The 21,421-nt window shown below is 72.1% G+C and carries 22 protein-coding genes; 4 read left to right on the top strand and 18 right to left on the bottom strand.

Going from position 1 to position 21,421, the window contains the following annotated elements; all coding sequences use genetic code 11:
* Positions 1-83 precede the first annotated feature (83 nt).
* Positions 84-362: a hypothetical protein gene (locus EUA98_RS15445; protein ID WP_130103589.1), complete on the top strand. Its 279-nt coding sequence runs from the start codon at positions 84-86 to the stop codon at positions 360-362.
* 17 nt (positions 363-379) lie between these two features.
* On the opposite strand, the gene crcB is transcribed toward EUA98_RS15445, so the two are convergent.
* Genes crcB through EUA98_RS15405 form a run of 8 tightly spaced genes read right to left on the bottom strand, consistent with a single transcriptional unit; the run spans position 380 to position 7,799 of the window.
* Positions 380-754 carry a fluoride efflux transporter CrcB gene (gene crcB, locus EUA98_RS15440; RefSeq protein ID WP_130103588.1) on the bottom strand — a complete coding sequence of 125 codons (375 nt, stop codon included), beginning with the start codon at positions 752-754 and terminating at the stop codon, positions 380-382.
* Positions 751-1,104, bottom strand: coding sequence for a DUF190 domain-containing protein (locus EUA98_RS15435; RefSeq protein WP_130103587.1), 354 nt, complete (start codon positions 1,102-1,104; stop codon positions 751-753). Before EUA98_RS15435 ends, crcB begins: the two co-directional genes overlap by 4 nt.
* Positions 1,101-1,568 carry a fluoride efflux transporter FluC gene (locus EUA98_RS15430; RefSeq protein WP_130103586.1) on the bottom strand — a complete coding sequence of 156 codons (468 nt, stop codon included), beginning with the start codon at positions 1,566-1,568 and terminating at the stop codon, positions 1,101-1,103. The genes EUA98_RS15435 and EUA98_RS15430 overlap by 4 nt, the downstream gene beginning before the upstream one ends.
* A gap of 47 nt (positions 1,569-1,615) precedes the next feature.
* A complete protein-coding gene (locus tag EUA98_RS15425; protein ID WP_130103585.1) occupies positions 1,616-2,869 on the bottom strand; it encodes an MFS transporter in 1,254 nt (417 codons plus the stop codon).
* Between the two features lie 15 nt (positions 2,870-2,884).
* Positions 2,885-3,310 carry a DUF1304 domain-containing protein gene (locus EUA98_RS15420; RefSeq protein ID WP_130103584.1) on the bottom strand — a complete coding sequence of 142 codons (426 nt, stop codon included), beginning with the start codon at positions 3,308-3,310 and terminating at the stop codon, positions 2,885-2,887.
* 34 nt (positions 3,311-3,344) lie between these two features.
* A complete protein-coding gene (gene hrpB / locus EUA98_RS15415; protein ID WP_130103583.1) occupies positions 3,345-5,864 on the bottom strand; it encodes an ATP-dependent helicase HrpB in 2,520 nt (839 codons plus the stop codon).
* A 48-nt stretch (positions 5,865-5,912) separates the two neighbouring features.
* The gene (ppk2, locus tag EUA98_RS15410) at positions 5,913-6,764 is read right to left on the bottom strand and encodes a polyphosphate kinase 2 (protein ID WP_130103582.1); all 852 of its coding nucleotides are present in this window, start codon (positions 6,762-6,764) and stop codon (positions 5,913-5,915) included.
* 60 nt (positions 6,765-6,824) lie between these two features.
* The gene (locus EUA98_RS15405) at positions 6,825-7,799 is read right to left on the bottom strand and encodes an aldo/keto reductase (protein ID WP_130103581.1); all 975 of its coding nucleotides are present in this window, start codon (positions 7,797-7,799) and stop codon (positions 6,825-6,827) included.
* Positions 7,800-7,952: 153 nt separating this feature from the next.
* Here EUA98_RS15405 and EUA98_RS15400 point away from each other — a divergent pair, with 153 nt between their 5' ends.
* Entirely contained in the window at positions 7,953-8,507 is a 555-nt protein-coding gene (locus EUA98_RS15400) for a DJ-1/PfpI family protein (RefSeq protein ID WP_130103580.1), read from the top strand.
* Positions 8,508-8,537: 30 nt separating this feature from the next.
* Here the strand turns inward: EUA98_RS15400 and EUA98_RS15395 are convergent, their stop codons facing one another.
* The 3 genes from EUA98_RS15395 to EUA98_RS15385 all read right to left on the bottom strand — a co-directional run bounded on the left by EUA98_RS15395 (position 8,538) and on the right by EUA98_RS15385 (position 12,052).
* On the bottom strand, positions 8,538-8,948 hold the full coding sequence (locus tag EUA98_RS15395) for a universal stress protein (protein WP_130103579.1): 411 nt from the start codon (positions 8,946-8,948) through the stop codon (positions 8,538-8,540).
* Positions 8,945-10,465, bottom strand: coding sequence for an APC family permease (locus EUA98_RS15390; protein WP_130103578.1), 1,521 nt, complete (start codon positions 10,463-10,465; stop codon positions 8,945-8,947). The genes EUA98_RS15395 and EUA98_RS15390 overlap by 4 nt, the downstream gene beginning before the upstream one ends.
* Positions 10,466-10,633: 168 nt before the next feature.
* The gene (locus tag EUA98_RS15385) at positions 10,634-12,052 is read right to left on the bottom strand and encodes a DUF2252 domain-containing protein (protein WP_130103577.1); all 1,419 of its coding nucleotides are present in this window, start codon (positions 12,050-12,052) and stop codon (positions 10,634-10,636) included.
* A 161-nt stretch (positions 12,053-12,213) separates the two neighbouring features.
* On the opposite strand from EUA98_RS15385, the gene EUA98_RS15380 reads away from it, so the two are divergent.
* Positions 12,214-12,591, top strand: coding sequence for an SHOCT domain-containing protein (locus EUA98_RS15380; protein ID WP_130103576.1), 378 nt, complete (start codon positions 12,214-12,216; stop codon positions 12,589-12,591).
* Between the two features lie 96 nt (positions 12,592-12,687).
* Here EUA98_RS15380 and EUA98_RS15375 read toward each other — a convergent pair whose 3' ends face one another.
* The 5 genes from EUA98_RS15375 to EUA98_RS15355 form a co-directional block, all read right to left on the bottom strand.
* On the bottom strand, positions 12,688-13,926 hold the full coding sequence (locus tag EUA98_RS15375; protein ID WP_242511578.1) for a YibE/F family protein: 1,239 nt from the start codon (positions 13,924-13,926) through the stop codon (positions 12,688-12,690).
* Between the two features lie 42 nt (positions 13,927-13,968).
* A complete protein-coding gene (locus EUA98_RS15370; protein WP_130103575.1) occupies positions 13,969-14,823 on the bottom strand; it encodes an ABC transporter permease in 855 nt (284 codons plus the stop codon).
* Positions 14,813-15,796, bottom strand: coding sequence for an ABC transporter ATP-binding protein (locus EUA98_RS15365; protein ID WP_130103574.1), 984 nt, complete (start codon positions 15,794-15,796; stop codon positions 14,813-14,815). The genes EUA98_RS15370 and EUA98_RS15365 overlap by 11 nt, the downstream gene beginning before the upstream one ends.
* Positions 15,793-16,905, bottom strand: a complete 1,113-nt coding sequence (locus tag EUA98_RS15360; RefSeq protein ID WP_130103573.1) for a LolA family protein — start codon at positions 16,903-16,905, stop codon at positions 15,793-15,795. The genes EUA98_RS15365 and EUA98_RS15360 overlap by 4 nt, the downstream gene beginning before the upstream one ends.
* Positions 16,906-16,989: 84 nt before the next feature.
* Positions 16,990-17,430, bottom strand: coding sequence for an META domain-containing protein (locus EUA98_RS15355; RefSeq protein WP_130103572.1), 441 nt, complete (start codon positions 17,428-17,430; stop codon positions 16,990-16,992).
* Between the two features lie 152 nt (positions 17,431-17,582).
* On the opposite strand from EUA98_RS15355, the gene EUA98_RS15350 reads away from it, so the two are divergent.
* Positions 17,583-19,274 carry a SulP family inorganic anion transporter gene (locus tag EUA98_RS15350; protein WP_130103571.1) on the top strand — a complete coding sequence of 564 codons (1,692 nt, stop codon included), beginning with the start codon at positions 17,583-17,585 and terminating at the stop codon, positions 19,272-19,274.
* 11 nt (positions 19,275-19,285) lie between these two features.
* On the opposite strand, the gene EUA98_RS15345 is transcribed toward EUA98_RS15350, so the two are convergent.
* Both EUA98_RS15345 and EUA98_RS15340 read right to left on the bottom strand, forming a co-directional pair.
* Positions 19,286-20,143, bottom strand: coding sequence for a hypothetical protein (locus tag EUA98_RS15345; protein WP_130103570.1), 858 nt, complete (start codon positions 20,141-20,143; stop codon positions 19,286-19,288).
* A 161-nt stretch (positions 20,144-20,304) separates the two neighbouring features.
* Positions 20,305-21,330 carry an NADP-dependent oxidoreductase gene (locus EUA98_RS15340; protein WP_130103569.1) on the bottom strand — a complete coding sequence of 342 codons (1,026 nt, stop codon included), beginning with the start codon at positions 21,328-21,330 and terminating at the stop codon, positions 20,305-20,307.
* Positions 21,331-21,421 lie beyond the last annotated feature (91 nt).

Raw genomic sequence — 21,421 nt, 5'->3', positions numbered from 1 at the left:
TGCCGCAACTCCGTCTTTGTGGTCCTGAGCGGACAATCTTGAGCGTGCCATATCCACGCTAAGCGACACAGTACACTTGTTCGATGCCGGACGTTGACTGGTCGCGATGGCGGCAGACCGCACGCGGGTGGGAGCTCATCCCGCCGTCGGGCTGCCCGCGCGGTCACCGATGGACGGTGGACGGTCCCGGGCGCCCCTCGGAGCGCTCGGTGTCGTGCGTGTGCACGGTCGAGCGGCGTCACCTCGTATGGGTCTGCCCGGCCTGTGGCCTGTACTGCGCCGAGGGCTGCACCGACGTGTCCGCGTGGGCCGCCTCGACGGTCCCGTCCGGAGTCACCGCCGACCGGCGGGCCGCGTTGTAGCGGTCACGTGGTGCGGCTCAGGTCCAGATGGCGCCGGCGACGGCGAGCCCGAGCCACGCGGCGCCGAGCCCGGCCGCCAGGCTGACGACGATGTTCGCGGACCCGTACAGCAGCGAACCGCCCTCCGCGAGCCGGACGGTCTCGTAGCCGAACGTGCTGTACGTCGTCAGGGCACCGCAGAACCCGACGCCCACGGCCGTCACGACCGCGGCCGGGATCCCACCCGCGGCGGCGCCGCCGAGCAGGAGCCCGAGCACCAGCGAGCCGACCACGTTCACGGCGAGCGTGCCCCAGGGGAAGACCGAGTCGTGGCGCGCCTGGACGGCGCGGTCGGTGAAGTACCGCAGCGGCGCCCCGACGGCGGCGCCCAGCGCGACGAGCAGGAGGGTCACGACGCGGGCGCCTGCGTCCGGCGGCCGACGTACCGCACGACCTCGACCGGGTCGAGGATCGCCAGACCCGTCTGGATGAGCTCGTCGAGCTGGGGCAGGAAGGCGCGGACACGGTCCTCGGTGTCCACGATCACCACGGTCACCGGCAGGTGCTCGCTCACGCTGAGCATCCGGGTGGTGTGGATGTGGTGCGAAGCCCCGAACCCCTCGAACCCCCGGAACACCGCCGCCCCCGCCAGCCCGGCGGCGTGCGCCCGGTGCACGATCTCCGTGTAGACGGGCCGGTGGTGCCACTGGTCGGCCTCGCCCAGGTAGATCGTCAGGCGCAGCGCCATCTCGTGGGGTTTCATGCGGGCGTTCCCTTCCGGGTTCGAGCACGGGTGAGGACGAGGGTGAGGGCGCGGGTGGCGAGCCGGGTCGCGACGATGCCGACCTGGACCGCGAGCAGGGCGGCGGCCACGGTGCCGAACAGGTAGGCCAGCGCGAGCTCGAGCTGGCCGCCGGCCACCAGCCGGTCGACCTCGACGGCGTAGGTCGAGAAGGTGGTGAAACCGCCGAGGATCCCCACCCCGAGGAACGGCCGGGTCAGGCGGTGCGGGCGGCCGACGATCTCGGTGAGGACCACCATGAGGGCGCCGATCAGCAGGCAACCGAGCACGTTCACGCCGAAGGTCGCCCACGGGAAGGCCCCCGGCGCGTGCGGCCACGCCGTGGCCACGCCGTACCGGGCCATCGCACCGAGCGCCCCACCGGCGGCGATCGTGAGCGTCACGTCCCACACCCGCGGGCGGGTCGGCGTGCGGAGCGCGGACATCGGTGGGCTTGCTCCCGTCTCGGTGGTGAGGGTGGATCTCGGGTCGGTCACGCGGAGGCCTCCGCCGCGGCCGGGGTCGTGGGACGGACGACCAGGACGGTGACGACCACGGCCGCCATCATCCAGGCCGCCGCGTAGCCGAAGGCCAGTGTCGGGGACGCGACGGTCCAGAGGAAACCCACGACCAGTGACGCGGCGAGCGCGCCCATCGACTGGACCAGCCCGAGGACGCCGAAGCCGTTGCCGCGCAACCGGTCGGGGAGCATCAGCGCCACGACGGTCGACTCCGCCGTCTCGGCGAGGCCGATCCCCACGCCGGCGAGCACGAACGCGGCGAGGAGCACCGGCCAGGCCGTCTGGTCCCAGGCGAACACCGCGTAGGCCGCGACGTAGCTGGCGCATCCGGCGGCGAACACCACCCGGGGGCCGCGCCGGTCGGACAGGTGCCCGCCACCGAGCGCGGCGACCGTGGCGGCACCGTTGTGCGCCGCGTAGAGCACGATCGCCACGCTGGTCGCGGCCGCCAGGGACCGGCCGCCGGAGTGCAGCAGGTCGGTCGCGCGCAGGATGAGCAGCGTGGTCGCCATGTTGCCGACCTCGAAGAGCGCGACCGGGGCGAGGACGCGCACCAGCCCGGCCGCGCGCAGCTCGCGCAGGTTGAACGACAGCGCGCGTCTGGCCTGCACGGGCGCGAGCCCGCGGCGGGCCTCCCGGACGGCAACCGTGATCGCGAGGGCGGCGAAGACCCCGGGGACCAACGCGAGCAAGATGGTGTGCCGCACGCCCACCACCCCGACGAGCACCGCCGCGAGCAAGGGGCCGACGATCGCGCCGGCGTTGTCGCCCGCCCGCTCCACCCCGGACGCGCGCCCGTACGCCTCCCGGGGGACCAGCGACATGAGCAGGGTGTCCCGCGAGGGCGAGCGCAGGCCGCGAGACATCCAGGCGAGCGATCGCAGCGCCCCGACCTGCCACACCGCGGTGGTGAGCCCGATGGCCGACGTCGCGACGGCGGTCACGAGATACCCGCCGGAGGCGATGCGGCCGCGACGCTCCGGGTCGTTCGCCAGCGGCCCGCCGGCGAGCTTGCTCAACCCGATCAGCGCGTTCGAGGTCCCCTCGATCGCGCCGAGCACCCCCGGCCCACCGTGCATTGTCGTCGCGAGGAACGTCGGCAGCACGCTCGTCGCCATCTCGTGCCCGGCATCACTGAAGAACGACGCCGCGCCGATGCTGCCCACGCCGCGGGTGAGCCACGTCGGCTGCGCTGCGTCCTCCTGCGGTGCGCTCGCCTGTGCCACGACGCCCGAGCGTACTCAGGCGAGACCGTGGGCGACCGTCACGGCCACCGCGATCAGCGGGGCGAGTCCCTGCACCGCCGCACCGCGTGCCATCCGGGGGTTGCTGATCACCAGGACGAGGGCCGCGCACACCATCGACGCAGTGGCCAGCAGCAGGACGCCGACCCCCGCGGCCCGGACGACGTCGGTCGCGGATCCGGCCAGCACCAGACCCATGCCCGTCCCGATCGCGAGGAACAGGTTGTACCAACCCTGGTTGAACGCCAGGGCACGCGTCGCGGCGGCCTCCTGCTCCGACCGGATGCCGAACGTCGCCCGCGCGCGGGGCGTCGTCCACAGGATGCTCTCGAGCACGAAGATGTACACGTGGATCAGGGCCGCGACGGTCGCGAAGACCGCCGCGACGGTCGGGACGCCGTCGAGCAACAGGTCGGTGTTCATGGGAGGACGTCCTTCGGTCGGCAGATCGTGGAGCCTAGCCCCGGGGTGGGCGGCGCGGTCCGCGGCTCGGCACCGCGGTCAACGGGTCGTCCGGCCACGCGTGCTTCGGATACCGCCGGCGCAGCTCGGCCCGCACCTGGGGGTAGCCGGTGCGCCAGAACGACTCCAGGTCGGCCGTGACGGCGGCCGGGCGGCGCGCCGGCGACAGCAGGTGCAGGAGCAGGGGCACCCGGCCGTCCGCGAGCCGGGGGGTGCGCCGCCAGCCGAACACCTCCTGGACGCGTACCGCGAGGACCGGCTGGTCGGCTGCGTAGTCGACCTGCACGCTCGCGCCGCTGGGGACCTCGACGCGCTCGGGGGCGAGCTCGTCAAGGCGCCCGGCCTGGGGCCAGGGCAGCAGTCGGCGCAGGGCCGCGGTGACGTTGATCCGCTGCAGGTCACGCACGCCCTTGATGCGCGCCAGGTCGGGACCCAGCCAGACCTCGAGGTCGGTCAGCAGCGCCTCGTCCCCGACGTCCGGCCAGGGTTCGCCGAGCGCGGAGTGCAGGAAGGCCAGCCGCCGGCGCAGGGACGCTGCGCTCGCCGACCACGGCAGGAGGGACAGCCCGTCGCGGTCGAGCCCGTCGCGCACGGCGGCCACGACGAGGTCTCGCGGGGGGTCGGTGAACGCCTGGAAGGACAGCTCGATCGCTCCGAGCAGCGTGGTGCGGCGGGCCACGATCCGGCCGTCGGTCCACGCCACCGTGGCGTCCTCGCGCAGCAGCGACGACGCCGCCTCGGTCGCGAGGCTCTCGTCGAGCGGGGCCGCGGAGCGCACGGTCGCGTCGCGGCGCCCGGCGCCCCGGTCGGCGTCGGCGATCGCGAGCCACGCCAGCCCGGTCAGCGCGGAGCCCGCCGGCAGGGTCGCCCCGGTGCCCGACGTCATCAGGTACGCGGCCCCGCTCGATCGGCGGCGCGCGATCCGGTCGGGGTGCGCCAGCGCGACGACCAGCCCGACGGCGAGGTCGTCGGTCAGGCCCCCCTCGGTCGGCGTGCGGCCGACGCCGGCGGGCAGGGCGCTGTGCAGGCGGTTGGCCTGGGCCGACCAGGCCGACGCCTCCGGTCCCCCGCGCCGCAGGCCGCGCAGCGCGGCGACGAGATCGCCGTCGGGCGTGCGGACGTCGTCGGAGAGCATGGCGACGACGTCGGCCGCCCGGCGCGCGCCGATGACCGCCGCGGCGTCCAGCAGGGCGCGGGCCAGGCGGGGGTCCGCGCCGATCCCGGCGATGACCCGGCCGCGCGCCGTGACGCGTCCATCGGCCCCGACGGCGCCCAGCCCGAGCAGGGTGGTGCGGGCGGCCGCCATCGCGGGCGCCGGTGGCGGGTCCATCAACGCCAGCCCCGCACCCGACGGACTGCCCCAGCAGGCGAGCTCGAGGGCGAACGCCGTCAGGTCGGCGGTGGCGATCTCGGGTTCGGGGTGCTCGGGCAGCAGGCGATGGTCGGCGGCAGACCAGCAGCGGTAGACCGCTCCGGGCGCCTCACGCCCGGCCCGCCCGGCCCGCTGCGTCGCGCCCGATCGGCTCACGCTGACGGTGACCAGTCCGGCCAGCCCCCGCCGGTGATCGGTCCGCGGCTGGCGCGCGAGGCCGGCGTCGACCACGATCCGCACCCCGGGCACGGTGAGCGAGGACTCGGCCACGGCGGTGGCGATCACCACGCGCCGACGCGTGCCCGCGGTCAGCGCCAGGTCCTGCTCGCGGTGCGAGAGCCGGCCGTGGAGCGGGCGGATGTCGGCGTCGACACCGGCCAGGCGGCGCGCCGTCCCGTTGACCTCCCCGGCGCCGGGGACGAAGACGAGCACGTCGCCCGCCCGCTCGGTCAGGGCGCGCCGCACGCACGCTGCGACGTGGTCGAGGAACCCCGGCGTGACGCCGCGGTCGTCGGTGCGCTTGGCGTACGGCGGTGGGGGGCACCAGACCTCGGCGACGTCGAAGAGCGACCCGGCCACGGCGATCACCGGGGCGGGCTCGTCGCCCCCGAGCAGGGCGGCGGTGCGCGCCGCCTCGACGGTGGCCGACATCGCCACGAGGGTGAGGTCCTCGCGCAGGTTTCCGCGGATGTCGACGAGCAGCGCGAGGGCGAGGTCGGCGTCGAGGTGCCGCTCGTGGCACTCGTCGAGGATGACGGCGTCGACCCCGGGCAGCTCGGGATCGTGCTGCAGGCGGCGCAGCAGCACCCCCGTGGTGACCACCTCGATACGGGTCGCGGCGCTGCTGCGGCGCTCGCCCCGAACGGCGTACCCGACACTCTGGCCGACCGGCTCCCCCAGCAGCTGGGCGAGCCGACGCGCCGCGGCGCGCACCGCGATCCGGCGCGGCTGGGTGACCACCACGCGGCCGTGCACCAGGGTGGCCAGCGCGGGCGGCACGAGGGTGGTCTTGCCGGTGCCGGGCGGGGCGTGCAGCACCGCCAGGCCGCGGGACCGGACGGCGTCGGCGAAGGCAGGAAGCCCGAAGCGGACAGGCAGGTCGGGCGGGTCGGCCAGGAGCCGCAGGATCGGGTCATCGGCCACGCGTGCAGTGTGCCCCGTTTCTGCCCGGGCCTCTGCCCGGGCCCGTCCTCAGGTCAGCAGGGTGTCGGCGTGGTTGGGCACGTAGTCCTCGGGGTCGCGCGGCGGTCGGACGTAGCCGGTGGACGGCGGCCGCGGCGGCAGGTCGAGCGGGAGCCGGATGACCTCGCGGTAGTCGATCGTCGAGAGCAGGTGCTGGATCATGTTGAGCCGCGCCCGCCGCTTGTCGTCGCTCTCGACCACCGACCAGCGCGCCTCGGGGATGCTCGTGTGCACCATCATCTGGTCCTTCGCCCGGGAGTACTCCTCCCAGCGGGTGATGGACTGCAGGTCCATCGGCGACAGCTTCCACCGCCGCATCGGGTCCTCGAGGCGCGAGCGGAACCGGGCCTCCTGCTCGGAGTCGCTCACGGAGAACCAGTACTTGCGCAGGATCACGCCGTCCTCGACGAGCATCCGCTCGAAGATCGGGCACTGGTGCAGGAACCGGTGGTACTCGTCGTTCGTGCAGAAGCCCATCACCCGCTCGACACCGGCGCGGTTGTACCAGGACCGGTCGAACAGGACGATCTCGCCGGCGGCCGGAAGCTGGTCGACGTAGCGCTGGAAGTACCACTGCGTGCGCTCGCGGTCGCTCGGGGCGGGCAGTGCGGCGATGCGGGCGACGCGCGGGTTGAGGTACTGCGTGACGCGTTTGATGGTGCTGCCCTTACCGGCGGCGTCGCGGCCTTCGAAGATGATCACGACGCGCTTGCCCTCGGTGCGGACCCATTCCTGCATCGTGACGAGCTCGGCCTGGAGCCGGAAGAGCTCTTCTTCGTAGAGCTTCTTGGGCAACCGGTTCGACGCGGTCGTCTTGGCGGACTTCTTCGCGGACTGGCGGACCTTCGCGCTCTTGGCCATAGGTCGCAGCGTAGGGCCGGACGGTCACCCGCGGCGCGGTCTTGGGGGATCAGTGTCCGATCAGAAGAGCGCGACCTTGGCGGGCCGCGGGAAGATCTCGTCGAGCTCGATCAGGTCCTGCGCCGACGGCACCCAGCCGGCGGACCCCGCGTTCTGGCCGACCTGCGCCGGGGTCGTCGCCCCGGCGATCACGCTGGCGACGGCGGGCTGGCTCGCGAGCCACGAGAACGCGACCGCGACCTCGGTGAGCCCGCGGGCCCGGGCGAAGTCGCCGAAACGGTCGAGCTGCCCGAAGTCCGTCGACTGCAGCAGCTGCGTGCGCGACCGCGTGAGCCGACTCCCCTGCGGCGCCGTGCCCCCGCGATACTTGCCGGTGAGCAGTCCGTTGGCGAGCGGGAAGTACGGCAGCACGCCCAGTCCGTAGGCGTGCGCCGCGGGGATGACCTCGAGCTCCGCGCGCCGGTCAAGGAGGTTGTAGTGGTTCTGTGCCGAGACGAACCGGGTGAAGCCGCCGCTGCGGGCCACGAACTCGGCCTCGGCGATCTGCCAGCCGGCGCGGTTGGAGTGGCCGAGGTACCGGACCTTCCCGGAGGTCACCAGGGCGTCCAACGCGGCGAGCGTCTCGTCGATCGGGGTCAGCGGGTCCGGGGTGTGGAACTGGTACAGGTCGATCCACTCGGTGCGCAGCCGCCGTAGCGAGGCCTCCACCGCGCGGATGATGTAGCTGCGCGAGCCGCGGGCACCGTGGTCCGGACCGTCCGTGCCGGCCATGTCCATCCCGAACTTGGTCGCCACGACGACGTCGTCGCGCCGAGCACCCAGCGCGCGGCCGAGCAGGTCCTCGCTCAGCCCGGGTGACTTGCCGTAGCAGTCGGCGGTGTCGAAGAACGTGATCCCGGCGTCGATGGCGGCATGCACGACGGCGGCTGCCCCGTCCGGGGTCTCGCTCGCGGTGCCGGCCCGGCCGAGGTTGTTGGCTCCGAGCCCCACCACCGAGACGGCGAGTCCGCTGCTGCCGAGCCTGCGCGTTTCCATGGCACGAGCGTAGACATCCCGGCGGGGCCGCCCGACCCGGGGCGACGGAAGGCGCATCGGGGTTGTCTGCGGCTCCGTGTCGCGCCAGGGTGGGGCTTCGACCAGATCCATGCAAACGGTACGAATCCGCTCCGACATACGAAGAGGTATGACATGCCCAAGGTACTCATGCTCACCGGGGACGCCGCCGAGACGCTCGAGGTCTTCTACCCCTACCAGCGCCTGCTCGAGGAGGGGTACGAGGTCGTCATCGCCGCCCCGGAGAAGAAGAAGCTCCAGTTCGTCGTGCACGACTTCGTCGACGGCTTCGACACCTACACCGAGAAGCTCGGGCACACCTGGGATGCGGACCTGGCGTTCCGGGACGTGGATCCGGCCGACTACATCGCGGTCGTCGTGCCGGGCGGACGTGCCCCGGAGTACATCCGCAACGATGAGCACGCCAAGCAGATCGTGCGCTACTTCTTCGAGAAGAACCTGCCCGTCGCTGCCCTCTGCCACGGTCCGCTGCTGCTCGCCACCGCGGGCGTGCTGGTCGGGCGCACGACGTCGGCCTACCCGGCGCTCCAGCCGGACGTCGAGTTCGGCGGTGGCACCTTCGAGAACGGGGCCGGGGTGGTCGACGGCAATCTGGTCTCCGGTCGCGCCTGGCCGGATCACCCGGCGTGGATGCGCGAGTTCATGAAGGTCCTGGCGGCCGCGCAGTAGGTGGATCCGGCTCGCTCGCTGAGGTGACCGTCAGCCCTTGACGACCAGCACCGGTCGCTGAGCCTGGTTGAGGACCTTGTACGTCGTCGACCCGAGGATGAACCCGCGGATCGGGTTCTCGCCGTACGAGCCGACGACGATCATGCGGGCATCGCGCTGATCGGCCACGTACAGCAGCGCGGCGGCCGGCTTCTCGTGGACGAGCTCGACCTCGGCCGTGACACCGGCCGCCGTCGCCCGGGCAAGGGCGTGGGCCGTGGCTGCTCGACCGATCTCCTCCACCGCAGCCATGTGCGCCGCGAACTCCTCCCCCACCACTCCGGGCGGTGCGACGCCGTACACGAGGACGAGCAGCTCCCCGTACGTCGCAGCGAGATCGATGGCCGCATCGAGCGCGAGATCGGCACCTGGTGTCTCGTCGTAGCCGACCACGATCGTCATGACTTCCCCTTGCTCGCTCGCGGCACCAGGTCCGGGTCGGCGACGCCGGCCCGCTCCTGCCAGAACGATGCGTCCCTGCGCCGCCACACGAACATGAGCGCGAGCCCGATGACGAACACGCCGACCCCGATGACGAGCGGCGGCCCCACCCCGAACCATGCCTGGCCGGTGTAGGAGTTGGCCGGGTCCGACATGTCGATCACCGACTCGACCAGCAGCCACATGAGCAGTACCGATCCCACCACCGGTCCGACGCCGATCAGGATCAGGTTGCGTGCGCTGTCCAGCAGGTGCCGGCGGTAGTAGATGGCGCAGGCGACGCCGGTGAGCGCGTAGTAGAACGCGATCAGCAGGGACAGTGCGGTGAGGGAGTCGAACAGGGCGTTCTCGCTCGTCAGGCCGAGCACGAGGTACCAGACGATGGCGATACCGGCGACCCACCAGGTGGACACGTCCGGGGTGCGGTAGTGGGGACTCACATGACCGAACCGCGCCGGGATCGCCTGCCGCCGCGCCATGGACAGGGCTGTCCGGGAGGCCGGGATGATCGTCGTCTGGGTGGAGGCGATCGCCGACGTCGTGACCGCGAGCAGCACGATCCAGTCCCACCCGCCGAGGATGTCGGTCGCGATCAACGCGAAGATGAACTCCTCCTCTTCGGCGTTCTGCGTGAGGTACTCGGTCCCCACCGCGGCGACCAGGGCGATCGCCACGCCGACGTAGGTGACCAGCAGGATGACGGTCGACAGGACCCCGGCCCGGCCGGGCGCGCTCGCCGAGTCCTCGGTCTCCTCGTTGAGGTTGACCGCCGACTCCCAGCCCCAGTACGCGAACACCCCCAGCAGCAGGCCGCCGGTCAGCGCCGCGCCGCCCGCCCCGAACGGGTTCAGCCAGGCGAGCGAGATCGCAGGGGCGCCCGTGGCGGCGTTCCCCTGGGACACCTTGATCAGCGCGACGAGACCGAAGACCAGCAGCGAACCGACCTGCGCGAGGATGAGGATGTTCTGGACGCGCGCCGACAGCTCGGTCCCCAGGACGCAGAAACAGGTCATCACGAGGATCAGCGCGACCGCACCGACCGTGACGGCGAGCTTGGACTCCGCGACGCCGTCGAGACCGACGGTGAGCAGGCCGAACCGCACCCCCACCTCGGCGAGCGAACCGATCACGAGCACGCCCGTGAGGGTGATGGCCCACCCTCCGATCCAGCCGAACCAGGGCCCCATGGCACGGGTCACCCAGGAGAAGGTCGTGCCGCAGTCCTGATCGACCCGGTTCAGGTAGTAGAAGGCAGAGGCGATCAGCAGCATCGGGACGAACGACGCGAGCAGGACGCCCGGGGCATTGATCCCGACGAGGGCCACGATCGGGCCGAGCACGGCCGCCAGGGAGTAGGCAGGCGAGGTGGCTGCGAGCCCGATGACCAGGGCATCGACGAATCCGATCGCGTTCGGCTTCAGGGTCGTGGGGCCGGGCTCATTCGCTGCCGGTCCGACGGTCGAGTCTGTGACGCCCATGAGACCCCCACGATGTGGCAGCGATGCACCGCGTGTTCCACGCCTTCGTGAACACTACTGGCCGGGTACCCTCCGACGCCTGCCAACCTGATGGTGACTCCTACTCGCGGTGGTCGGAAGTCCTCCGCGCGTGCGAAGCAAGGGCACGCCATCTCCGGGCGATCGGGATCAGATGCCGCTGGACGCGACGATCTGGCCGGCGGCCACGGCACGCACCAGGGCCGCGTGGTCGGCCGCGTTCTGGTCGGCGTACCCGACCGCGAAGTCGGCCACCGCCCGCTCGAACCGGCCGCTGGACCCGAGGTAGCCCGCGATGGCGACCCGATCACCGGATCGTGCGTGCGCCCGCGCGAGCGTCCAGGCGCACAACCGCGCGTAGGCCGCCATCCCGGACGGGATCATCTCGGCGACCGCGGCCGATCCCTTTCCGTCCCGGAGCTGGCGGATGTAGAAGTCGCGGCGCACCCCCTGCGGTCCGGTCAGCCGCTGGGTCCCGAGGAAGATGTCGGTGGCCGCCTGCATCAGGTGCTGGCCCCGCACCACCCGCTCGCCCTGGTGGGTGATCCGGCCGGGGCGGACGTACGGGGCCAGGACCGACGGCTGGGCCTCCTTCGCCTGCAGCAGGAGAACGTCGTCGTCGTCGCGGCCGACCAGGAGGATCACCCACGCGCGCGTCCCGACGCTCCCCACCCCGACGACCTTGTGCGCGACGTGCGCGAGACGGAACTGGTCGAGCAGCGCGCGGCGGTCGTGCTGCAGCGAACGGCGGTACCCGCTGAGCATCGCGGTGAGCCCGGCGAGGGTCTCGTCCGCGACCGCCGCGGGGAGCAGGTCCTCGAGCGGCACCAGCAACGGTGGGTCACTGATCAGGCGTCGTTCACCGTCGACCAGCCGGGTGATCTTCCGTGCGGCCTGCAGGCTGTCCCGCCGGCCGGCCTTCGTCACTGCGGCCGCCGTCCGGGAACGCTGGCGCGCCGTGAGCTCGGACTTTCGCCGGCGGAGCAGATCCTGGACGTCGACCCGGGCGTACCAGACCGACGCGTTGGGTCTGCCCGCGAAGTCGCGCATGGCCTCCCGGTAGCCGGACCCCGCAGCGAGGGCGATCTTGCGTCGCTCGGGGTCGGTGAAGCCGCGCTCCCGGCCGGCGATCTCCACGCTGGCGACAAGGCGCTTGACGTCCCACTCCCACGGACCGGGCAGGGTTTCGTCGAAGTCGTTGACGTCGAAGACCATCCGCCGGTCCGGGGCGAGGTAGAGCCCGAAGTTCGACAGGTGCGCGTCGCCGCATACCTGGGCACGGAGGCCCGACGACGGGGTGGAGGAGAGATCGGCGGCCATGATCCCGGCCGCGCCTCGATAGAAGGCGAACGGGGACGCGGCCATGCGTCCGTGCCGGATCGGAAGGAGCTCGGGTACCCGGGTCAGCGCCTGGGTCGCGAGGATCCCCATCGGGTCGACCGTCGGCGACCGTTCGAACCGGGCATGGTCGTCGAGCGGCGCGAACTGGCGCGCGGCCTTTCCGCGGGCAGCGCGTTCCTTGACTCCCCCGGCCGGCACGTCATCCGCATTCATCGCGAGTGAGGTCATGGCGTCATCCTGCCCGGTTCTTGCCCCGGTGCGGAAGTCCTTGACCAGTCGGGCTCGCTGCCCCGCGACCCGCCCAGCGGTGGTCGTTTTGGGCGAATAGTGTCACGATTTAGGTGTCGCGGCACGCGGCGGTGGGTTCATGTTCGTCGGAAGGAATTGACATGTCATTCTGGGACATCGTCTGGTTCATCGTCATCTCGTTCGCCTTCATCGCCTATCTGATGGTGATGTTCTCGATCATCGCCGACCTATTCAGGGATCGGGAGACCGGTGGTTTCGTCAAGGCGCTGTGGATCCTGGCGCTCATATTCCTGCCCTTCCTCACCGCACTGATCTACCTCATCGCGCGCGGTGGTGGGATGGCCGAGCGTTCGGCCCAGAACGCACGGGCGATCCAGTCGGCGCAGGAGTCCTACATCAAGGACGTGGCGGGCACCGGAACGTCCGTCGACCAGGTCACGAAGGCCAAGGCGCTCCTCGATGCCGGGGCCATCTCCCCGGCGGAGTTCGAGGCGCTCAAGGCCAAGGCGCTGGCCTAGCCCCCAGCACCCGACAGGCCCACCCCCCTACCTTCGCCCTCCGACCGGCCGGCGGCCCGAAGCGGGCTGCCGGCCGGTCGCGGTGGTCCGGCGACCTCAGTGGTGGTGTGCGAGCGGCACGGTCTCCCGGTGACGTCTGCGCAGAGCCCCCTGGGGGTCCGCGGTCACGACGAGGGCCGCGATCGCCGTCGTGAGCGGGATCGCGAGGACCAGCCCGATGGACCCGACGAGCGTGCGCACGATCTCGCCGGCGAACTCCCCGCTCGTGAGGGTCTGCACCAGCGGCAGCTGGTAGACCTCGACGAGCAGCAGCAGCGGGAGCGAGGCGCCCGCATAGGCAAACGCGATCGTGTACACAGTCGAGGCGATGTGGTCGCGGCCGATGCGCATCGCCTGCGTGAACAGGTCGCGGCGGGTCGCCTCCGGATCGGCGGACCGCAGCTCCCAGACCGCGGACGCCTGCGTGATCGTGACGTCGTTGAGGACCCCGAGGCCGGCCAGCACGACGCCGCACAGGAAGATCCCGCGCAGGGCGGTGCTGTCCGACTGCCCGAGCAGCGAGGCGAGCCGGAAGCTGTCCTCCGACGTGACCCCGGTGATGTGTGCGGCGCTCGCGGCGATCACCCCCAGCCCGGCGGTCACCCCGAGGCCCGCCATCGTCCCGAGCAGGGCGGTCGAGGTCCGCCTGCTCAGGCCGTGTGCGAGGTAGAGGACGACGTACATGATCACCGTGGAGCCCACGAGTCCGACCAGGAGCGCATTCTCACCTGCGAGCAGCGCCGGCAGCATGAAAGAGGCGATCACCACGAACGAGAGGGCAAGGCCGATGAGCGCGCGCAGGCCCCGCATCCGCGCGACGGCGATCGTGACGGCCGCGAAGGCTGCGGCGAGCACGAGCAGGGGCAGGGTCCGCGCGAAGTCGTGCCAGGCCCAGGCCTCCGCCTCGCCCGCTGTGGCGCCGTAGTGCTCGAGGGTGATCCGGGTGCCGATCGGTACGTCCTGCGCGCGGAGCCCGGCCGTCGCCCACACCTCGACGGCCTGTCCCTTCCCAGTTCCGCTGGACACGACGGCCTGCACCCGCAGGCAGTCGACCTGGGCCGGGATGGTGCCGTCGGCCAGCCGATCCTCCGACGAGGACTCACACCTCTCCGCGGCCGTCCCGGTCACCCGAGCGGCGGGGTACTCGGTGTCGACGGCGACGATCTCCCCGTGCGTGGCGGAGTCCCCCGACGGCCACAGCGCGATCATGCCCACGATCGCCAGCACGGCCAGGGGAACGAGGATGCCGGCCAGGACGCTCGTGCTGGGCTGCCACGTCGCGCGGTTGCTGATCACCCCCCGATGGTGCCAGAGGTCGGCTCGGCTCCCGTGACGAGGTCAGGTCAAGACGTCCTTCGTCACGAACCTGCCGTAGGCCAGCGCGCCGAACACGAGGACGTACGCAGCCTGGAGCGCAGCGTTGTCGCCGAACGACGCCCAGGAGATCGGCTGGCGCAGCAGGTCGGCGAACCCGAGCCAGTAGTGGCTGAACAACCAGGGGTGCAGCCAGTCCAGCTGGCTCAGCGAGTCGAGCACCTGGGCCACGACGGACAGGACGATCGTGGCGGCCATCGCGCCGACGGGCACCTCGGTGAGCGTGGAGATGAACAGCCCGATCGCCGACAGCCCGAGCAGCGAGACGGTCACGTAGGCCGCGACGAGCAGCGCACGAACAGCGGACTCGGCGACTGCGACGGTATCGCCCGACAGCAGGGTCACCGGGCCCACCGGGAACAGCGCGGCGCCGATCAGGGCGCCGGCGAGCATCACCGTCATCGTCGCGGCCAGGCAGAACGCCGCCGCGCCGGCGTACTTCACGAACAGCAGCCGGACGCGCCCGGCGGGGCCGACGAGCAGGTACCGCAGCGTGCCGAGGCTCGCCTCGCCCGCGATCGTGTCGCCGGCGACCACACCGACGGTGAGCGGCAGGAACAGCGGGATGGAGACCACCAGTGCGGTGATCCCGACGAACAGCCCGTTCTGGGTCACGCGGTCGAGGAACGGCGGGCCCTCCCCCGCAGCGGGTGGCGAGGACGACAGGCGCACGGCCACCGCGATGAGGATGGGGATCGCGGCCAGCGCGGCGAGCATCGCCCAGGTCCGCCGGCGCCGGAAGAGCACGGAGAGCTCCGAGGACAGCAGTGCCCAGCCGGCGGCGGGACGCGCCGGGCGCACGACCAGGTCACTGGGCAACGTCGAACCCCTCCCCGGTCAGGGCCACGAAACGGTCCTCGAGAGTGGAACCCTCCACGGCGAAGCCCCGCACCCGTACGCCCGCGGCGACGAGGGCGGCGACGATCGCCTCGGACGCGGTCGAGTCGTCGAGCAGCGGTGCGGTCACGACGTCGTCGAGCTCGGGCGGGCGGTCCGGTGCCCCGACCCGCGGTGCCGGCACGAGCCCCAGGCGGGCGAGCACGACCCGTGCCTCGGCGCCGTCCGGGGTGCGGATCCGCACGTGCGCGATGCCCCCGCCGCGCAGGTCGGCGAGGGTTCCCTGGGCCACGATCCGGCCCGAGCTCATCACCGCGGCGTGGGTGCACATCTGCTCGACCTCGGCGAGCAGATGGCTCGAGACGAACACCGTGGCGCCGTCCGCCGCGAGCGAGGCGACCAGGTTCCGCACCTCGCGGGTGCCCTGCGGATCGAGCCCGTTCGTCGGCTCGTCGAGCACGAGCAGGTCCCGAGGTGACAGCAGGGCGTTCGCGATCCCGAGCCGCTGCTTCATCCCGAGCGAGTAGGCGCGGACCTTCTTGCCCGCGGCGTGGGTGAGGCCGACCCGCTCCAGCGCCAGCTCCACGCGCTCGGCCCGGGTGGCCGACGGCGCGTACCGGTCGGCGGTGTCCAGGCGCTGCAGGTTCGCTGCACCGGACAGGAAGGGGTAGAACGCCGGCCCCTCGACCAGGGCACCGACCCGCGGCAGCACGTCCCGCAGGCTCTGCGGCATGGCCCGGCCGAGCACCCGGATGTCCCCGCTCGTGGCCGCGGCCAGGCCCAGCATCAGCCGGATCGTGGTGGTCTTTCCCGACCCGTTCGGCCCGAGGAACCCGAACACCGCCCCCCGGGGCACGACCAGGTCGATCCCGTCGACGGCGGCCTGATGACCGAAGCGTTTGGTCAGCCCGTGCGTCTCGATCGCGAGGTCGACGGATGGCGTCGAAACGGTCACCGCGTGCCGGCCGCGGCCAGAAGCCGCTCCGGCGGTACCGGTCCGACGAGGATCCGGCCGTCGTCCGTGACGAGGACGGTGATCAGTGCGGACTCGAGCACACGACCGCCTGCGGTGGCGTGCGTCAGCTGTTCGAGCAGCGGCGAGTCCGTCAGGACGGTCGCGGCGAGCCCGAGCGGCATCTCCACGACCGCGTCCCAGCCCGAGCCCGAGACCGTGGGCCGCCCGATCCCGAGCAACGTGGTCGATCCGGGGATCCCCGACTCCGGGATGGCCGAGGGGAGGTCGGGGACGAGCTCGGTCACGGTGGCGCCCGGTGGTGGCGTGAACTCGAACCGGGCGGCCGGTGGCGTGCTCAGGTCGATCTGGGTGAACGCGATCCGGAAGGCCGGCTCGTCCTGGCCCCGGGCTGTGACGGCCACGCTCAGCGGCAGTCCCGTCTCGGAGTCGACCGCGATCGAGACCGAGCCGACCAGGGTCTGCGTCGTGCGCGGCGTGAGGACGAGCTCGTACGCCGACCGGCCGGCGACCACGGTGTCCGTGCCCACGGTGACCCGGGTGCTCGGATCGATCGCGGCGAGGAGCTCCTCGGCCACCTCGGCGGGAGTCCCGACGTGACCGGGCATCGTCTGCTCGTCCGTGGTCCGGTCCGCACTCTCGTCGGCCGGCGCCTGGTCGGCCGGCGCGACGATGTGGGTGGCGGCGTTGTCCGCCGAGCTGTAGAGCCAGATCTCACGCTCGTTGCGGATCGCGTCCCGCTCCGCCAGCGTGTCGAGCACCTGCACGCGCAACCGGCTGGGCCCGTCCAGGTAGACCCGAGCGGTGTGCGACCCCGTGAGCAGCTCGAGGGCCGCTCCGCCGGTGCCCGTGCCGCCGCCCGCACCGGTTGCCTCCGTCGGCAGCTCAGGCAGGCCCAGGTCGGAGGTCTGCTCGAGGGTCCCCGACAGCGCATCGACGGAGCTCTCGCCGATCATCGCGAGGACCTGCGCGGCCGTCCTGTCGGGAAGGTCGACCGTGGCGCCGGCCTGGGAGGCGTTGACGAGGGCTCCCGCCCCGATCAGCGTCGGGACGACGAGGGCGGGCAGCCATCGCTGCCAGGTTCGAGTCACCAGCCACACCCTCCAGGCACCGCGACGCGCGCGAACCGCATACAGGTCATGCCACGACGCTACGTCGTCGGTGCGGCTTCGTCATCACGTGGCGGTGGCGTCAGGACCGGTGGCGAACGTCAGCATCTCTTGGTCCTCGGCGTCGAGCAGGGCCAGGCGGTCGCCCTCGATCCGGAACCCGCGCGCCGACGCCAGCAGCTCGAGATACGCCGCCTCCGCAGCCATGGCCGGTTCTGGGCCGGCCATCATGGTCGAGGCGACCTCGCTCACCGAGAACTCACCGGCCGACGTCGCGGTGTAGCCGCCCGTGTACCGGTTGACCCCCGAGCTGCCAGCCAGCCGGCCATCGGCGAACTCGGCCGTGATCGCGAACTCGGCGGGGTCGATCCCGTCTTCCGACCAGTCGGTCAGCACCCAGCTGGACCCGTCGAGGGGATCGTCGTCGCCCCGGGTCATCATGAAGACCGCCGTGCCCGCGACGAGCAGGCCCAGCCCGACCAGGATGACACGCGAGGTGGCGCGCATCACTGCCCCCTCTCACCGGCCGGGGCGAGGCGAACGCGGCGCCCTCGGTTCGATCTCAGGCTAGCCCGGGGCCGGTGGGTCGACCCGGTGAGACGATGCGCCCACCGGGGGAATTCCGGCGGTGACCAGGCCTCTCGGCCTAACCTTTCACGATGGAGCGCCGCCGGATCGACCGTGCCCTGCCCGGGGTGGCGACCGCCCGGACCTATGAGCGCTCCTGGCTGCGGCCCGATCTGGTCGCCGGTGCGACGTTGAGCGCCTTGATGATCCCGGCGGGAATGGCGTACGCGGAGGTCGCCGGGCTGCCACCGGTGACGGGGCTGTATGCGTCCATCGTGCCGCTGCTCGCCTACGCGCTCTTCGGCCCGTCCCGCGTCCTCGTGCTCGGACCGGACTCGTCGCTGGCGCCGATGATCGCCGCGGCGGTGCTCCCGTTGTCGCTCGGGGACCCCGCGCAGAGCGTCGCGCTGGCGGGACTGCTCGCCATCCTCGTGGGCCTGATCCTGCTGACCGGGCGAGTGTTCGGGCTCGGCTTCGTCACCGGTCTGCTGTCGAAGCCCATCCGGGTGGGTTACCTCAACGGGATCGCGCTCGTGGTCATCGCGAGCCAGCTGCCCAAGCTGCTCGGCGTCTCCGTGCCGGGCGGTTCCGTGTGGGTCCACCTCGGGCAGACAGCACAGGCCCTGGCCGCGGGTGAGGCCAACGGGCTGGCGCTCGCGATCGGCCTCGCCTCCTTGGCCGCCATCGTCGTGACCCGGATCGCGCACACGAAGGTCCCCGGAGTCCTCGTGGCCGTCGTCGGTTCGATGGTCGTGACCGCCGTCCTCGGGCTGGACACCCAGATCCCGGTCGTGGGGGCGCTGCCCCAGGGCCTGCCGGCACCGGCATTGACCGGGCTCGACCTGGACGACGTCGTCCACCTCCTCGGCCCGGCCGCGGGGATCGCGGTGATCGCGTTCGCCGACACCGGGGTGCTGTCCCGCACGTTGTCGATGCGGCACCACTACCAGGTCGACGGGAGCCAGGAGATGGGGGCGCTGGGGATCGCCAATGCCGCCAGCGGCCTGTTCGGCGGGTTCCCGGTCTCGGGCAGCACGTCGCGCACGCCGGTGGCGGTCCAGGCCGGGGCCCGGACGCAGCTGGTAGGGGTCGTGGCGGCCGGGCTGCTGATCGTGTTCATGGTCGTGGTTCCCGGGCTCCCGCGGTTCCTGCCGACGAGCACCCTCGCGGCCGTGGTCATCGTCGCGGCGGCGTCGATGGTGGACGTGCGCACGCTCGTACGCCTGGCGCGGATCAGTCGTACCGAGACCGCGCTGCTCGTGGCGGCCTTCCTCGGCGTCGCCTTCGTCGGGGTGCTCGAGGGAATCCTGGTTGCCGTCGGGCTGTCGCTGATGGTGTTCGTGCGGCAGGCGTGGAACCCGTATCGCACCGAGCTCGTCAATCTCGAGGGGGTGCCCGGCTACCACGACGTCAGCCGGCACGCCGACGGCGAGCGGATCCCCGGCCTGGTGATCGTCCGGTTCGATGCCCCGCTCTTCTTCGCCAACGGAGGGGTCTTCGAATCGCACATCCGTGATCTCGTCGCCCGCGCTCCCCAGCCGGTGCGCTGGGTGATCGTTGCGGCCGAGCCGATCACCGGGCTCGACACGACCGCCCTCGACGATCTCGTCGAGCTCGACGAGCTCCTCGAACGCCGGGAGATCTCCATGGTCTTCGCCGAGATGAAGGGCCCGATCAAGGACCGCCTGGTCAAGTTCGGCGTCGGCGCCCGGTTCGGGCCGGAGCACTTCTTCCCGACGGTGAACAACGCCGTCAAGGCGTACCGAGCGGCGTTCGACCCGTAGCGCCTGGCCGCTCAGACGGGCTCCCGGCCCAGCGCACGCAGGTCACGCGGCCGGACCGTGGCGACCCGGTCGTCGACGGCCGCGGCGGCCGCCACCATGTGGGTGAACGCCATCCGCAGCCCGCGGGCGGTGATCGCGAGACCGGCGGGCGCGATCTTCCCGGTGCGCGGGTTGGTCGAGGGATGCACGCGGAGCCACAGCGCCCCGGGGTCGCTGCCCTGCAGGTCCGCGACGAGGGCGGTCCGCACCCCGACCCACCGGGCGACGGTCAGCCGGGCGCGATCGTCCAGCTCGACGCCCGGGAGCGATCCGGTGGCCGTGAGGTCGTGCACCGTCAGCGCCGCGAGGGCACCCTCGCCGGAGCCGGTGACGGCCGCGAGATGCGCATGCGCCGCGAACCGGGCCCACACTCCCGGGTGCACGGGCCAGGGCGCGGCGCCCGCGGCGACCGTGAGCAGGTGCCTGGCCGCGGACCGATCGGTCTTGGCGGGCCCTGGTGGCGCCGCCAGGGTGAGCGGAGCGGGCGCGTGGACATCAGGTCCGAGCAGGTTCTGGGCGCGCGCGAAGCCATCCAGTGCTCGGGCGGCACCTGCGCGGGCGCGCAGCCCCGCCTGCGACGCCGGGGCATCCGGATCGTTGGCGGCCCGGGTGACCCACGCGGTCAGCAGCTCCGGGTCGAGCAGCATCCGGCCGGTCAGGTGTGCGGGCTCCCCCTGTTCGGCGACGAACGCCAGCAGGTCGCGCAGCGCCCACCGGCGCTGCCGCACGGTCGACTCCGCGCCCTCGAGCTGACCCAGGTAGACCTCGACCAGGCCCTGAGCGCTCGGCATCTGCCCTCGCGCGCGCGACGCTGCAGTCTGGTCGGTCATCCCCGTGGTCTACCACGGGGATGACCGGGTTCCAGGATCTGAAGACCTCAGACCATCGGTGATAACGGAAGCCCACCCCTCTGGTCAGGGCGTTCTTGGTGCGCGCTGGGCCCGGCACCGCCATGCGCGGCCGGAGCGCATGGTTCCGTTATCACCGGTGGTCAGGACGGGCGTGCGATCTGGACGAGCATCTTGCCGGTGTTGGCGCCGCGCATCAACGACCCGAAGGCATCGACGGCGTGCTCGATCCCGTCGACAACCGTCTCGTCGAACACGACCTCGCCCGCAGCGAGCCAGCCGGCCATCTCCGCGGCGAACGCCGGGTAGTGCTGCAGGTACGTGCCCACGATGAAGCCCTTGAGCATCAGTCCCCGACCGACGATGTTGGCCATGTTCCGCGGGCCGACCGGAGCGTCCGTGCTGTTGTACTGCGCGATCGCACCGCACAGCGCCGCACGGCCGCCGTCGTTCAGGGTGGCGATCGCGGCCTCGAGGTGGTCACCGCCGACGTTGTCGAAGTAGACGTCGATGCCGTCCGGGGCTGCGGCCGCGAGCTGGTCGGTCACCGGGCCGCTCTTGTAGTTGAAGGCGGTGTCGAACCCGTACCGGCCGGTCAGGAGTGCAACCTTCGCGTCGGACCCGGCCGAGCCGATGACCCGCGCCGCGCCCTTGAGCCGCGCGATCTGCCCGACCATGGAGCCCACGGCACCGGCAGCGCCGGAGACGAAGACGGTGTCGCCCGGGACCATCTGGGCCACCTCGAGCAGGCCGACGTACGCGGTGAGCGCCGTCATGCCGAGCACCCCGAGGTTGGCGGAGACCGGCACGCCGGCGACCTCGGGCACGACCCGGAACTGCGCCGCGTCGCCCTGCGCGACGTCGCGCCAGCCGAGCTGGTGCACGACGACGTCGCCGACCTTGAGCGCGTCCACCGTGGACGCCACGACGCGGCCGACCGCTCCCCCGGTCATGGTCTCGCCCAGGGCGAAGGGTGGGACGTAGGACTTCACGTCGTTCATCCGCCCACGCATGTACGGGTCGACGGAGATGTACTCGTTCACCACCCGAACCTGGCCGGGTCCCGGTTCGGCGAGCTCGACCGTGGTCATCCGGAAGTCGCCGTCGACCGGCCAGCCCTGGGGCCGCGCGACGAGCTGGATCTGCGTGCTGACACTGGGCAACGCCATGAGCGCGAGCCTCTCGCTAGATTGTGTACTGATCGTTCTACTATAGGTTCCGTGGCCGAGAGGCCCCGAGCAGTGCAGGGAACCCTCGTCC

Origin of the sequence: Pengzhenrongella frigida, assembly GCF_004168625.1 — a bacterium.
Lineage (GTDB): Bacteria > Actinomycetota > Actinomycetes > Actinomycetales > Cellulomonadaceae > Pengzhenrongella > Pengzhenrongella frigida.
The sequence above is the reverse complement of the archived record's forward strand: the minus strand, read 5'-3'. Positions and strand labels throughout refer to the sequence as shown.

Coding starts and splice junctions, on each gene's coding strand:
- EUA98_RS15445 (WP_130103589.1), top strand. CDS start 84: ATGCCGGACGTTGACTGGTCGCGATGGCGGCAGACCGCACGCGGGTGG.
- EUA98_RS15435 (WP_130103587.1), bottom strand. CDS start 1,104: ATGAAACCCCACGAGATGGCGCTGCGCCTGACGATCTACCTGGGCGAG.
- EUA98_RS15430 (WP_130103586.1), bottom strand. CDS start 1,568: ATGTCCGCGCTCCGCACGCCGACCCGCCCGCGGGTGTGGGACGTGACG.
- EUA98_RS15420 (WP_130103584.1), bottom strand. CDS start 3,310: ATGAACACCGACCTGTTGCTCGACGGCGTCCCGACCGTCGCGGCGGTC.
- ppk2 (WP_130103582.1), bottom strand. CDS start 6,764: ATGGCCAAGAGCGCGAAGGTCCGCCAGTCCGCGAAGAAGTCCGCCAAG.
- EUA98_RS15405 (WP_130103581.1), bottom strand. CDS start 7,799: ATGGAAACGCGCAGGCTCGGCAGCAGCGGACTCGCCGTCTCGGTGGTG.
- EUA98_RS15400 (WP_130103580.1), top strand. CDS start 7,953: ATGCCCAAGGTACTCATGCTCACCGGGGACGCCGCCGAGACGCTCGAG.
- EUA98_RS15395 (WP_130103579.1), bottom strand. CDS start 8,948: ATGACGATCGTGGTCGGCTACGACGAGACACCAGGTGCCGATCTCGCG.
- EUA98_RS15390 (WP_130103578.1), bottom strand. CDS start 10,465: ATGGGCGTCACAGACTCGACCGTCGGACCGGCAGCGAATGAGCCCGGC.
- EUA98_RS15385 (WP_130103577.1), bottom strand. CDS start 12,052: ATGACCTCACTCGCGATGAATGCGGATGACGTGCCGGCCGGGGGAGTC.
- EUA98_RS15380 (WP_130103576.1), top strand. CDS start 12,214: ATGTCATTCTGGGACATCGTCTGGTTCATCGTCATCTCGTTCGCCTTC.
- EUA98_RS15355 (WP_130103572.1), bottom strand. CDS start 17,430: ATGCGCGCCACCTCGCGTGTCATCCTGGTCGGGCTGGGCCTGCTCGTC.
- EUA98_RS15350 (WP_130103571.1), top strand. CDS start 17,583: ATGGAGCGCCGCCGGATCGACCGTGCCCTGCCCGGGGTGGCGACCGCC.
- EUA98_RS15345 (WP_130103570.1), bottom strand. CDS start 20,143: ATGACCGACCAGACTGCAGCGTCGCGCGCGCGAGGGCAGATGCCGAGC.
- EUA98_RS15340 (WP_130103569.1), bottom strand. CDS start 21,330: ATGGCGTTGCCCAGTGTCAGCACGCAGATCCAGCTCGTCGCGCGGCCC.